The organism is Staphylococcus sp. GDY8P67P, from assembly GCF_017892545.1.
Lineage (GTDB): Bacteria > Bacillota > Bacilli > Staphylococcales > Staphylococcaceae > Staphylococcus > Staphylococcus ureilyticus.
Genome location: NZ_JAESLH010000010.1, coordinates 85,996 through 99,974, shown reverse-complemented (window position 1 = coordinate 99,974; position 13,979 = coordinate 85,996). Strand labels below are relative to the sequence as shown.

Annotated in this window: 13 protein-coding genes; 7 read left to right on the top strand and 6 right to left on the bottom strand. The window is 31.3% G+C overall.

Translation table 11 applies throughout. The features are described from left to right. Positions 1-197: 197 nt before the first annotated feature. The 3 genes from mntC to KA833_RS04450 are packed head-to-tail and all read right to left on the bottom strand — an operon-like array spanning position 198 to position 2,716. Positions 198-1,130 carry a manganese ABC transporter substrate-binding lipoprotein MntC gene (mntC, locus tag KA833_RS04460; RefSeq protein ID WP_064209570.1) on the bottom strand — a complete coding sequence of 311 codons (933 nt, stop codon included), beginning with the start codon at positions 1,128-1,130 and terminating at the stop codon, positions 198-200. Then, positions 1,130-1,960 (bottom strand): metal ABC transporter permease, encoded by an 831-nt coding sequence (locus tag KA833_RS04455; protein ID WP_210128504.1) that lies wholly within the window; start codon positions 1,958-1,960, stop codon positions 1,130-1,132. The genes mntC and KA833_RS04455 overlap by 1 nt, the downstream gene beginning before the upstream one ends. Positions 1,961-1,981: 21 nt before the next feature. Beyond that, the gene (locus KA833_RS04450; RefSeq protein WP_046207314.1) at positions 1,982-2,716 is read right to left on the bottom strand and encodes a metal ABC transporter ATP-binding protein; all 735 of its coding nucleotides are present in this window, start codon (positions 2,714-2,716) and stop codon (positions 1,982-1,984) included. A gap of 121 nt (positions 2,717-2,837) precedes the next feature. Here KA833_RS04450 and KA833_RS04445 point away from each other — a divergent pair, with 121 nt between their 5' ends. Next, positions 2,838-3,482 carry a metal-dependent transcriptional regulator gene (locus KA833_RS04445; protein WP_046207315.1) on the top strand — a complete coding sequence of 215 codons (645 nt, stop codon included), beginning with the start codon at positions 2,838-2,840 and terminating at the stop codon, positions 3,480-3,482. 404 nt (positions 3,483-3,886) lie between these two features. Here the strand turns inward: KA833_RS04445 and KA833_RS04440 are convergent, their stop codons facing one another. Further along, the gene (locus KA833_RS04440; protein ID WP_210128505.1) at positions 3,887-4,636 is read right to left on the bottom strand and encodes a M50 family metallopeptidase; all 750 of its coding nucleotides are present in this window, start codon (positions 4,634-4,636) and stop codon (positions 3,887-3,889) included. Positions 4,637-4,891: 255 nt separating this feature from the next. Between KA833_RS04440 and tarA the strand changes: the two genes are divergently transcribed. After that, positions 4,892-5,638, top strand: a complete 747-nt coding sequence (gene tarA / locus KA833_RS04435; protein WP_210128506.1) for an N-acetylglucosaminyldiphosphoundecaprenol N-acetyl-beta-D-mannosaminyltransferase TarA — start codon at positions 4,892-4,894, stop codon at positions 5,636-5,638. A 156-nt stretch (positions 5,639-5,794) separates the two neighbouring features. Here tarA and tagH read toward each other — a convergent pair whose 3' ends face one another. After that, positions 5,795-6,589: a teichoic acids export ABC transporter ATP-binding subunit TagH gene (gene tagH / locus KA833_RS04430; RefSeq protein WP_046207318.1), complete on the bottom strand. Its 795-nt coding sequence runs from the start codon at positions 6,587-6,589 to the stop codon at positions 5,795-5,797. A 365-nt stretch (positions 6,590-6,954) separates the two neighbouring features. Here tagH and KA833_RS04425 point away from each other — a divergent pair, with 365 nt between their 5' ends. The 4 genes from KA833_RS04425 (at position 6,955) to tagD (ending at position 10,521) form a co-directional block, all read left to right on the top strand. Then, positions 6,955-7,755: an ABC transporter permease gene (locus KA833_RS04425; protein ID WP_046207319.1), complete on the top strand. Its 801-nt coding sequence runs from the start codon at positions 6,955-6,957 to the stop codon at positions 7,753-7,755. Positions 7,756-7,884: 129 nt separating this feature from the next. Next, entirely contained in the window at positions 7,885-8,976 is a 1,092-nt protein-coding gene (gene tarB, locus KA833_RS04420) for a teichoic acid glycerol-phosphate primase TarB (RefSeq protein WP_046207320.1), read from the top strand. Continuing rightward, positions 8,973-10,031: a glycosyltransferase family 2 protein gene (locus KA833_RS04415; protein WP_210139531.1), complete on the top strand. Its 1,059-nt coding sequence runs from the start codon at positions 8,973-8,975 to the stop codon at positions 10,029-10,031. Before tarB ends, KA833_RS04415 begins: the two co-directional genes overlap by 4 nt. A gap of 91 nt (positions 10,032-10,122) precedes the next feature. After that, a complete protein-coding gene (tagD, locus tag KA833_RS04410; RefSeq protein WP_019468395.1) occupies positions 10,123-10,521 on the top strand; it encodes a glycerol-3-phosphate cytidylyltransferase in 399 nt (132 codons plus the stop codon). A gap of 202 nt (positions 10,522-10,723) precedes the next feature. On the opposite strand, the gene pbp4 is transcribed toward tagD, so the two are convergent. Beyond that, entirely contained in the window at positions 10,724-12,016 is a 1,293-nt protein-coding gene (gene pbp4, locus KA833_RS04405) for a penicillin-binding protein PBP4 (protein ID WP_210128508.1), read from the bottom strand. A 241-nt stretch (positions 12,017-12,257) separates the two neighbouring features. Here pbp4 and KA833_RS04400 point away from each other — a divergent pair, with 241 nt between their 5' ends. Next, a complete protein-coding gene (locus tag KA833_RS04400) occupies positions 12,258-13,976 on the top strand; it encodes an ABC transporter ATP-binding protein (RefSeq protein WP_192947774.1) in 1,719 nt (572 codons plus the stop codon). Positions 13,977-13,979: the final 3 nt, after the last annotated feature.

The window sequence follows — 13,979 nt, the reverse complement described above, 5'->3', positions numbered from 1 at the left end:
CATAAGTCTTACTAATTCAGCTATAGCTGAAAGTAAGACTAAAAAAAATCTCCATCAATGGGGGGAGGAGCCAACCATTGATGGAGTTAAGGGAGATAGATGATTTAAGGCTTGAATACCACCATACCGTACGTCATTAGGAGGGAAACGTACGGTATGGGGCTATTCACCTACAATGTAGGTTAAATAGCCTTATTTTATTCCATACTACCGTGAACAGTATTGATATTTTCTTGCATCATATTAAAATATGAATCTCCTTTAGTGCCTTTTTTACCTATAGAATCTGTATATACTTCTCCATAAATATCTAAGTTTGTTTCTTCACTTAGACTTTGCATACTTTTCTTATCTACACTCGTTTCTACAAGTAAATGTTTAAGGTTATTGTCTTGAACAAATTTTACAGCTTGCTTCATTTGTTCAGGGGTACCTTGTTTTTCGGTATTGATTTCCCAAATATAACCAGGTTTAATATCAAACTGTTTTGAGAAATATTTAAAAGCACCTTCACTTGTGATCATTGCACGTTGTTCTTTAGGTATATCGTTGAATTTATCATGACTTTCTTTTTTCAAATCTTCTAACTTAGCGATATAATCTTTGGTATTACTTTGAATATCATCTTTATACTTGTCATTTTTCTTAATCAAGGCTTTGCTTATTTCTTCTACATATTTAATACCATTATCTAAACTTAACCAAGCGTGTGGATCTTGTTTTGATTCATCGCCTTCTTTAGCACCGTTTAAGTATAAAGGTTTAACATTTTTTGAAACTTTAACAACAGAACCATCTTCATATGACTTATTAGCTTGTGATAATGCGTTTTTAAACCAACCATTACCTGTTTCTAAGTTTAGCCCGTTATAAAACACAACGTCAGCATCTGTTAATGCTTTAATATCTTTTGGTTTTACTTCATATTCATGTGGATCTTGACCGATTGGGACGATACTATGAATATCTACGTTATCGCCTCCAACATTTTTGACCATGTCATAAAGGATTGAGTTTGTTGTTACAACTTTTATTTTTTCATGTGATTGAGAATTAGAATCGTTGTTTCCTTTACCACATGCACTTAAAAATAATAAAAGAATCATTGTAATTGTTAATAGTTTTTTCATTAAATTGCTCCTTTTTTTGTGAAAAATTGCATTTTATTACAAGTGAAAATAATGATATAAATGATAAACGCACATAAGACGATAGTTGCACCACTTGGAATATTATAAATATAACTAAAATACATACCGACAATTGAACTTATAACACTAATAAGACTAGAAATGATCATCATCGTATGTAATTTTTTAGCGATTAAAAATGCAGCTGAAGCAGGCGTAATCAATAAAGCGACAACTAATATAATACCTACTGTTTGTATGCTTGCTACCGTAACGAGTGAGAGCAATAGCATAACGAAATAGTGTAAAAATGTAGTGTTTAAACCACTCATTCTACTAAAAATTGGGTCGAATGTGGATATCATTAATGGTCTGTAGAAAGTTATAATTAAAATCATAACGATTAAACCAACTACGACTGTTGACCAAAAAGTAGCGTGTGTCACTGCTAATAGGTTACCGAAAAGAATATGATATAAGTCGGTGGTACTATTAATGAGACTAATTAAAATGACCCCGATAGCTAAAAATGCTGTAAAACTAATACCTATCGCAGCATCAGGTTTGGTCTTACTACTTTTGGTAATGAATCCGATAAAGATACTAGCAATCATACCTGTCACTAACGCTCCAACAAACATAGGAACGCCGAATAAAAATGATAATGCGACCCCAGGTAAAACTGCGTGACTCATTGCGTCTCCCATAAGGGACAGGCCTCTTAATACAATGAGGCAACCTACTGTACCACAAACGATTCCTACAACAATTGAAATAATCAATGCATTGCTTAAAAATTTGTATTCAAATAGGTGTTGAAAAAATTCCATATCGTGTTACTTCCTTTCTATTTATGCCGATTCTGACTTTTGTTGCTCTTCCTGTGTGGGGTTTAAGAAAGTTTCGTTTAAATGGTCAGGTTGCATCGCAACATGACTTTCTCCAAAGAAACGAATTGTTTTGTTTAAAAGAATAACACGATTAAAATACTTTTCTGCTTTAGATAAATCATGGTGTACAATTAAAATTAATTTCCCAGCTTCTTTGAGCTCATTTAATTGAGTCATTATGATTTGTTCACTATGGAAATCGATACCTACAAATGGTTCATCTAAAAGATAGAGTGTACTTTCTGTCATGAGTGCTCTAGCTACTAAAACTCTTTGTAATTGACCTCCACTGAGTGCAGAAATTTGTCGATTTCTTAAATCTTGTAATTCTAATGTTGATAGTAGTTGATTAAGTCTAGCTCTTGTTTTAGGGGTAACAAACCTAAACCAACCAATATCTTTATAGGCACCTGAGAGTACAACATCTTCTACCTTAATTGGAAAGTCTAAGTCAATATGTGCTTTTTGTGGGATGTATGTAACATTTTTAAGTGTTTGTTGTATAGCAATGTTATGTAAATTAGCGATACCTGTTGACTTAAATTCACCAATAATTGATTTGAGTAAGGAAGATTTTCCTGCTCCATTGGGTCCCATAATACCTATAATTTCACCTTTTACGGGAATTTCTAAATTAATGTTTTCCAAGACATGTTTATTCCCTAAAGTGAGATTTAAGTTATTAATTTCTAACATTTTTCTACCTCCTTAAATTAAATTTTAGGCTAACCTAATTTAATTTATAATATAACATTAACTTTTAGCGTGTCAAGTAGATTCGTGATACAATAAAGTGAATGACTTGAGAGGTGAAACCATGCTAACTGAAGAAAAAGAAGATTATTTAAAAGCAATTTTGACTCATAATGGCGATCATTCTTTCGTTTCAAACAAGACGTTATCCCAGTATTTAAATATCAAACCACCATCTGTAAGTGAAATGGTGAATCGTTTAGAAAAATCGGGATTTGTAGAAACGAAGCCATATAAAGGTGTGCAATTGTCAGAAGAAGGTTTGACATATACCTTAGATATCATTAAAAGACATCGATTATTAGAATTATTTTTAATTAAGATATTGGAATATAATTGGGAAGAGGTACATCAGGAAGCTGAGGTGCTAGAACACAAAGTTTCACACTTATTTGTAGAACGTTTAGATAAATTATTAGATTACCCAATCACTTGTCCGCACGGTGGTATTATCCCTAGAGATAATAAATATAAAGAGATATATACTACAAATTTATTGTCGTTTGAAGCTGGTGATATAGTGACGATAAAACGTGTGCGAGATAGAACAGAATTGTTAGTTTATTTAACAAGTAAATCCATATTGATTGGGGAACAAATAAAAATATTAGATAAAGATGATACCAATAAAGTGGTAATGGTGCAGAAAGAAGAAAAAGTGACAGTACTGAGTTATGATAATGCAGAACATATTTATGCAGAAAAATAAGAATTTGCATACTGAAGTTTTTTATATGCAACTTAGAAGGATTTAAAAAATTGAAATCGTCTATCTAATAAGCATAAGACAAAGCTTGAAAAGGACATTGTAGTCATATTTAATAGTTAATAGTGATATTGAAAGGAAAAAAGTCTGAGTCATAAATCCTAAAAAATAGCACACAGATGATTTAATTCAATCTATCTGTGTGCTTCTTGTTATTCAATGCTGCGGTGTATTGTTGGCTCGCTTTCTTAGAGGACAGCTTCTGCCCGTCGTCTTCAGTTTGTCCTGTTGTCTCAAGCGTCTTATCAAAATACAACCTATTAGAGCCGATTTTTATATTATTTCTATGGATATTGGCTTTTTCACTTACCCAATAATTTTATGTCCTAGACTCTTTTTGAAGAGGTCTAAGGAATAAAGTAAACTCGGAATAATTGATATACAGTAAATAAATTGATCGCTATCCAAATGAAGCTATAGAGGAAGGTTGGAACACGAGTCAATGCTTTTAAAGTGCTACCATCCCAAGTGATTTCATTTGATGAGAAAGTCAATTTGAATATTGTCCAAGATGATTGAAGAACTTCTCCTAATAAAACACCTAAGATAAAATGTTGTGTAATGGATATAACATAAAGTATCGCTAATTGATTATCACTTTTAAATAAGCAATATAATAAAAAAATTAAAAGTATTACTATGAACATTGGTAATAGCTTTCTAGATGTTAAGCATACAAAATATATAAATATTAATAGGTAAGCAGTGATAAACAAGCTTGGATATTGATATTGCATAGATAGAAATCCTATATATAACATCAATGGCGGCATAACGTAGCCACCGAATGTAGTGATGGACTGACCAACACTATTTTTTGATTGTGTTATGGCGTAGCCTTGTTGAGATGTTGCTAGACGCTCAGCTGGTCTTGCCACAATCACTAAGTCTCTCGCTCGTCCACCGCTCAATTTATTAAATAATATATGGCCAAACTCATGTGTTAATACAGGGATATAGTTAAAATAGATATCTAAAAATTGGTTGATAGGTTTATTTCGATAAGTATGTATGATGATATAGATTATAGCCACTAAAACAATCCAATAAAGATGTAATTGAATAGAAGAACTGAAAAACGCATTTAGCTTAGACATGAAATACCTCATTTTTAGAATACGAAAATTTAATATTTTACGAGATACGATAATAATCAAACAGTATCTCACATATAATAGTATAAAGTAAGATCATCCATAAATCATTTGGACTTTTGATGTATATTATATTTTAAAGCGGTTTGACCTAGGTTTTATTAATATTGTAATATATGCGAGAGTAACAGTATTCATATTACAAGTAATGTATTATAGGGTAACGAGAAAAAGAATTGAGTTAGGAGATAACCAATTATGACAAGAGCTAATAAATTAGAAAAGGTAAACGTATTATCTGTTTTATTCGATAATGTAACGCTGACAGAAATGCGTGACCGTATAAAGCTTTTTTTTGAATCACAATCTGAAAAGAATTTATTTATTGTAACTGCTAATCCTGAAATAGTTGACTTTTCTACTGAAAATGAAGCATATCGTAAGTTAATTAACAAAGGAGACTATGTCATTCCTGATGGTACAGGTGTAGTTATGGCTTCAAAACTGCTTAAAACCCCTTTGAAAGAACGTGTTCCAGGTATAGAATTAATGGAAGCATGTTTGAAAATTGCTAATGCTAATTATCAAAAGGTTTTTTTATTAGGTGCAAAAGATGAGGTTGTCGTTCAAGCTGTGAAGAAATTAAGTGAAAAATACCCTAATATTCATTTTGATTATCACCATGGCTATTTTAATTTAGAAGATGAAACGGTATTGAAACACGTGAGTTCATTTAATCCAGATTATGTTTTCGTTGGGATGGGTTATCCTAAGCAAGAACAATGGATTGAACGTTATGATCATTATTTTAAACAGACATTACTAATGGGTGTTGGCGGATCTATTGAAGTTTTTAGCGGAACGAAAAAAAGAGCGCCCAAAATATTTCGTAAATTAAATATTGAATGGATTTATCGCTTTATCATTGATTGGAAACGGTTTGGCAGAATGAAAGCCATACCAAAGTTTGTATTTAAAGTGATTAAGCAAAAAGTAAAGCAATAAAAAATCGGCTATAGCATTGTTAAGCTATAGCCGATTTTTTACTACAATGACTTTGATATATTTAGCAAATATAAGTTTATTTTAGTTATGATTTATTTATTAAAATTATCATGCAATTGTACAGTCGTTATCTATGATATTTAACAGTCAATAAAATTATTTCACTTCAAATCTTGAGTTATCCAATTTACTTCTAAAGGCTTTTTGTTCCTCTTTGGAATATTTTTTAAAACCGTTTAAGAATTTTTCATATTCGGGTAAAACCTCGTCTAGTTCACCGAATTTTTTTAATTTACCAGCTTCTATCCACGCGATTTTAGTACAAAATTCACGCACTTGTTTCATATTATGGCTTACGAAGAAAATAGTTTTACCTTGCTTTTTATACTCGTAAATTTTATCTAAACATTTTTGTGCAAAAGTTTGGTCTCCAACTGATAATGCTTCGTCAATGACAAGAATGTCTGGATTTGTCGTGATATTAATTGAGAAACCTAACTTGGCTCGCATACCACTAGAATATTTTTTAACAGGTTGATAAATGAATTCTCCTAGTTCACTGAATTCAATAATATCAGGTGTTAAGGCTTTAATCTGTTTTCTTGTGAATCCCATGCATAACATTTTAAATTCTATGTTTTCAATACCTGTTAACTGTCCATTTAAACCAGCATTAATTGCAATCACACTAACTTCACCGTGGCGATTCACATCTCCAGCAGTAGGAGATAGGGAGCCACCAATAATATTACTAAGCGTAGATTTACCTGACCCATTGATGCCTACAAGGCCTATAACATCACCTTCGTATGCTGTTAATGACAAATCATTCAGCGCATAAAATGTCTTGTTTTTATTAAAAGGGACTAAGGCGTCTTTTAAACGCTCTTTATTATTGCGATAGATGCGGTATTCTTTAGTTACATGTTCAATGTTAACCGATACATTCATAATTTTACCTTCCTTATTTGCAGATAGTATATAGTATATTATATTATATATGAGTTGTTAAATTTATTAACCTATTGTAAAGTAAGTGAGTACAAATTTTAAGATAACGTTCTTATACAATTGTTAAAGTTTACTGAATTTAAGTTATAAAATCAACTGAAATGAGGTTATTTTAGCTTCGTTGTTTTTCTATTATACAACAATCATATGAGTAAGCACATCCGCTTTTATTACATAAAATATTTAATTTACCCAATTAAATATAGGTTGTTAAGATGAATAACAAAGCGTATATTAGATTTGAATGTAGACTTTTTATAGCATAATTATGATTAGCAAATTGATTGAAAGTGTGGTTTATTTAAATGAGTGCAGTGTGGGTAGTCTTAAAAGAGCATTTTAAAAATTTCTATCTAATTCAAAGGTTAGCACAATTCCAAGTTAAAATTACTAACACCAATAATTACCTTGGTATGGCTTGGGAATTAATTAATCCAGCAATGCAAATTATGGTTTATTGGTTTGTATTTGGTCTAGGAATTAGAACTAATAATCCAATCGAGGGTGTCCCATTTATTTATTGGTTACTCGTTGGTATTAGTATGTGGTTCTTTGTGAACCAAGGTATTTTGGAAGGTACGAAATCAATCGCAAGTAAATATAACCATGTCGCTAAGATGAATTTTCCGTTATCAATTATACCATCATATATAGTGATGAGTAGGTTCTATGGTCATATCGCACTATTAGTTGCTGTTATTTTATTATGTATGTTAGGTGGTTATTATCCATCTATTTTTACATTACAATTATTTTTATATGTACCATTTGCATTAATTTTTACTACAACAGTAGCATTGTTTACTTCTACGTTAGGTGTATTAGTAAAAGATACTCAACCAGCAATTCAAGCATTGATGAGAATGGTATTCTTTGCTTCATCTATTTTAATTGTACCGCCAGAAGGTATTGTTAAAGATGTTATGCAACTGAATCCAATTTATTATCTTGCTGAGGCGTATCGTGCATCGGTTCTATATAACGAATGGTATTTTGTTACACATTGGGAATTAACATTTTACAACTTCTTTATCATTGTGTTTTTATTTGTCATAGGATCTATATTGCATATGCGTTATAGAGATCATTTTGCAGACTTTATGTAATGGAATTCAGACAAAGACGATTTATATTTAATCCTTTGGTGGCTTAAAAGTCATTAAAGGATTTTTCTATAATTTTAAATATAAAATAGCTATAATAAAAGAGAATAAATAATTACCGGCGGTGGAAATTTGAGACAGTTAATAAAAAAACTTTATATGACAATCATTAGTTTTTTAAATTTGATATATATAAAGAAAAAAATAGATCATCATCATATTGTCGTCATGATGACATTTGCTGAAGATGTACTTCCAATCATCGAAGCATTAAATCGAAAATCTTATGAAGTGACAGTGATTGCCAAGGAAAGTAATAGAAAATATGTTGAACAATTAGATAATGTGACATTTATACCTGCGGGCAATAAAAAAGTCTTTAAACATATAAAGGCCTTGAGTACGGCAAAAATTATTGTGATAGATACATATTATTTATTGTTTGGCGGTTTCAAAAAGAAATCGCAACAGACAATCATTCAAACTTGGCACGCAGTTGGTGCACTGAAAAATTTTGGACTTACTGACCACCAAGTAGATTTAAATAATAAAAAAATGGTGAACCAATATAAAAATGTTTATCGCGCTACTGATAAATATTTAGTAGGGGGCGAACCAATGGTGAATTGTTTTAAATCCGCGTTTGGTGCGAAAGATGATCAATTTTTAAGAACTGGATTGCCTCGTCTTGTTCCATATGTAAATTTAGATATCAAACAAAAGCAGCAAGCATTAAAGTTACAATATGGTATCAATGATAAATTAGCGCTTTATGTGCCAACGTATCGCGAGCATCACCAAGCCAATCAGATTATTGATAAGGCGCGTTTTGAAACAGCATTACCTTCATACACATTGATGAGTAAGTTACATCCATCACTACCTCAAGATGAGCAACACAATATTAGTCTACAATCGCTTATGGTTATGGCGGACGTTATCATCACAGATTATAGCTCATTAGCAATAGAAGCAAGTTTGTTAAATAAGCCGACGCTTTTTTATGTCTATGATGAAGCAAATTATGAAAAAGTACGGGGGCTAAATTCATATTATTATGAAATTCCGGAATTTTACAAAGCATATAGCGAAGAAGACATCGTTCATATACTTCAAACACATGCAAGTGCATTAATGCCATTGTTCAAAAATTGGCATGACTATAATGTTCCAAATAGCTTAACTCAGGTTATAAATCATATAGAGAAAATGGTGAAAACATGAAAATATCAATTATCATACCTGTCTATAATGCAGCAAATACACTTCAAAGAGCAATAAGCTCGGTGGATACAAAGCAAGATTATGAAATTATTTGTATCAATGATGGATCAACAGATGAAAGTAAACAAGTTTTAGAAAGACTACAAAAAGCATACAAAAACATTCGTATTATTAATCAAGCAAATCAAGGTGCAGCTGTGAGCAGAAATAATGCATTGGAGTATGTTACTGGTGATGCTTTTATGTTTTTAGATGCAGACGATGAATTTTTGCCAAATAGTATCGATGCTATGGCAGATTACTTTCAACAGGATGAACATGTAGATATTGTACTAGGACAAATTGGAAGACTAAATAAAGGTGCATGGCAAAGTTTTTATACACACCAACCCATACAAAAATTTGATAAAGTGAATTTAGCACAATGTCCTGAAATGATGCAATCTATTGGTCCAGGAGGCAAGTTATTTAGTGCGACATTCAAAGATTTACGCTTCGATGAAGATGTAGTGTTTTGTGAAGAGCATACATTTATGATATCAGCTTATAAGAAAGCACGAGATGTGCAATTATTACCTTTTATTGTGTATGGTTATCATGAAGAAAAAGGGTCGGTGACAGATCAAAGAGCAGATCGCTTTGTAAATTATATGAGCGATGCGATTAAAGTAAGACATAGAGTGATGCACACATTGTTATTAAGAGAAGAACGGATTTATTACAGTTATCGTATGGATGAACTCATTGTCAGTTACTTGTTGCAAGCATTTCTCACAAATAATAAAAAATTAACAGAACCATTTTTAGATGTCGTAACGTCTTATATGAATAATATGCAAGAAGCAGATTATTCAGGAGAAGCAATGTTTAGAATAATTAGGGTTGTTGAACAATGTGGAAAAAATTGGAATAAAGCGTTATATAAAAAATGGCGAGAAGCATTACTTAATGTAGGCATTGGTAGACCGAATTATTACCGTTTTCAAATGGAAGTGTTACCGAAACGTGTAAAATTCAGAGGTAAAATGAAATTAAAACAAATATTAAAAAAATGAATTTTGGGTATAGTTCGTAAACTTCAAATCAGTGTGCTATACTTTTAAAAAATGTAAATTTTAATTAAATTTTGTTAAGGAGTATGAGCGTATGAAACGTGTTATTACTTATGGAACGTATGATTTATTACATTATGGTCACATTGAATTATTAAGAAGAGCTAGAGAAATGGGCGATTATTTAGTAGTTGCACTATCTACAGATGAATTTAATCGCATTAAAAATAAAAAGTCTTATTATAATTATGAACAACGAAAGATGATGCTAGAGTCTATTCGTTATGTTGATCTTGTAATCCCTGAAAGTGGCTGGGGACAAAAAGAAATCGACGTCGATCGCTATGAAATAGATACTTTTGTAATGGGGCACGACTGGGAAGGTGAGTTTGACTTCTTGAAAGATAAATGTGAAGTGATTTACCTTAACCGTACAGAAGGTATTTCTACTACTAAAATCAAGAAAGAACTTTATGGTGATGCTGAAAAATAAATCAGCAGTCATTTGTTGATATTGAATTATAATTTTAATAAATCATATGTTAAATAAATATATTAAGTGAGGCTGGGACATCGTAATGTCTCAGCCTCAACTTGTTTTGTCATCGAACGATCAAGCTATGAAAAACACCGAGAAGATTTCTAAGTTAAAGCATCTTTTCGGGGTATCATTTTGGCATTGATAATTCATGACTTTATTTATGATTTTTTCTGTTTTTGAAAGTTTCGATAATAAGATAAATAATAATTGCGATTGCAGCTATGATTAATATCGTTCCTAATAAAGTGAGGATTGGATGTTCATCCCACGTCGTTTTCACAACTGTCGTAGTTTGATGCAGAATTGGTTTGCTTACTTTAACAGTTGGTGGGCCGTATTTATCGGAAATAAATTTTCGATCATATTCAATATGCAATTTACCATCTTCAATTACATAGTTATAATCATTTTTATCGAAATCATTTGGAAGTACATCGTATAAGTCTTTTTCTACATAATATGTTTTTCCATTAATTTTGTGATTGCCTTTTGAAATAATTTTTTTATATTTATATTGATCAAAAGACATATTCATTAAGGCATTGCCCATCATATTACGTTGTTTCTCGCCACCTAAGTTGTCGTAGTTACCAGCACCCATTATTGTTTGATTAATTCTAAATTTATCTCTTTTTGTAGTGATAGTGTGATTGTAATCTGCAATGTCACTAGAGCCAGTTTTTAAACCATCTGTCCCCTCTAAACTCATATCCGCACCCTCTAAAGAGTGATTGAACGTGTAATATGTAACATCGTGTTGCGTTGGAGCTAATTGTTTAGTGAAATAAATGATTTTTGGTGTATCTTGAATGGTACGTTGAGCTAAAATTGCAAAATCTTTAGCGGTTGATGTATTATTCTCTTCATTTTTATATTTTTTTGGTGCAAAGTCTTTTAATTGTTTATTTTCAGCACCTGTTGGATTAACAAAATGTGTATCTTTCATACCTATTGATTTTGCTTTTTTGTTCATTGCATCTGTAAAATCTGAAAGGTTTCCAGATACTTCTTGACCTAATATAAGCGCTGCGGCATTACTTGAATTTGAAACAGTGATTTGGAGTAACTCTTTAATCGTGTAAGTCTCTCCAGGATAAAGCTTGGTATTACTTAATTCAGGCAAGGTAGACATGCTGTAATGTTTGTCTGTGATTTTAACTTTATCATCTAAAGATAAATCCCCACGATTAACGGCTTCGAGTGTTAAATACATGGTCATCAATTTGCTCATCGAAGCAGGATACCAATCTTTATCAGCGTTATATTGGTAAAGAATTTGACCGGTTTGGGCAATATTTACTGCACCTTCAGGTTGATAATTATCAGTAACATTATAACCATATTGATTTGCCGCCTGTGTAGGTGTGACTGTTTCAGCGTTGGCAAAAGGTGTTATAATTGAACCGACGAAGAGTACAGTTACAATTGCCAGAATTAACTTTCTCATAATTACATTCCCTCTTAATATGTTCTGTTTTATTGCAATAGAGGTATTTTAGCATATTGTATGTAGTTTATAAAATATTAAACAGAAGAATATTTTTTATAACTAATTTATTGAAAATTATTGTGTAAAACATGATAAAATAAATTGAAATTAATTTAATTTAATACTTTAAAATTAATCTGCTCAAAATTAATGTAAGTAAGAGGTAATTTAAAATATTTTTAGAAGAGGTAATTTAGATATGAATCAAGAGAATCCATTATTCTACTTATTTAAAAAATTATCATGGCCTGTTGGACTGATTATCATAGCTGTTTTAATTTCTTCATTAGGTAGTATTACAGGACTAGTAGTTCCTTTTTTTACAGGTAAGCTCGTAGATAAATTTTCTTTTGAAAATATTAATTGGATGTTTATCATAGCATTTATTTCTATATTTATTATGAATGCGTTGCTTAGCGGTATAGGACTGTATTTATTGAGTAAAATTGGTGAGAAAATCATTTATGCAATTCGATCCGTTTTATGGAAACACATCATTCACTTAAAAATGCCATTTTTTGATAAAAATGAAAGTGGACAATTGATGAGTCGTTTGACAGACGATACAAAAGTAATCAATGAATTTATTTCACAAAAATTGCCCAACTTATTGCCTTCAGTATTGACTATTATCGGCTCTTTAATAATGTTATTTGTGATGGATTGGCAAATGACTTTGCTGACTTTTATCACGATACCTATATTTGTATTAATTATGATTCCATTAGGTAAAATCATGCAAAATATTTCTAAAAAAACACAGGCAGAGATTGCGAATTTCAGTGGCTTACTAGGTCGTGTATTAACAGAAATGCGCTTAGTTAAAGTTTCACGTACTGAAAAAATTGAGTTAAATAATGCGCATAAGAATTTACAAGAAATATACTTTTTAGGACTAAAGCAAGCTAAGATTACAGCTATTATACAACCTATATCTGGTGTAATTATGCTTTTAACGATTGCAGTTATCTTAGGTTTTGGTGCAATTCGAATTTCTACTGGAGCAATCACAGCAGGAACCTTAATTGCAATGATTTTTTATGTTATTCAACTTACGCAACCTATCATTAATTTATCAACTTTGGTTACAGATTATAAAAAGGCTGTAGGGGCAAGTAGTCGTATATATGAAATCATGGAAGAACCTACTGAAGTTTTTGAAATAGAACAAGCAAAACCAATGATTGATGGTAATTTAACATTTGAAAATGTACATTTTAAATACGGTAATAAACCAATTCTTACAAATGTGAGTTTTGATATACCATCTGGTAGTATTACTGCTTTTGTAGGACCTTCTGGTTCAGGTAAGAGCACAATTTTCAATATTATTGAACGAATGTATGACATAGAACAAGGTGATATCACTTATGGCGACCAATCGATTTATGATATAGATCTAGGTCATTGGCGTGAGAAAATAGGTTATGTCATGCAATCTAATTCAATGATGAATGGCTCAATCAGAGACAACATTTTATATGGCATTAATCGTGAAGTCTCAAACGAAGAATTAATTTACTATGCAAAATTAGCAAATTGTCACGAATTTATTATAGCGTTTGAAGATGGATATGACACAATTGTTGGCGAGCGAGGTTTGAAATTGTCAGGTGGCCAACGTCAACGTATAGATATTGCCAGAAGTTTTGTTAAAAATCCAGATATCTTATTATTGGATGAGGCAACCGCTAACTTAGACAGCGAAAGTGAGCGAAAGATTCAAGATGCTTTAGAAGAATTGATGGAAAACAGAACAACAATCGTGATTGCCCACAGACTATCTACAATTAAAAAAGCTGAACAAATTATTTTTATTGATAACGGTAGTGTGACAGGCATAGGCACTCATCAGGATTTGATTGGTAATCATGAAAAATATCAACAATTTGTTCATACACAAAATTTAACGAAGTAATAT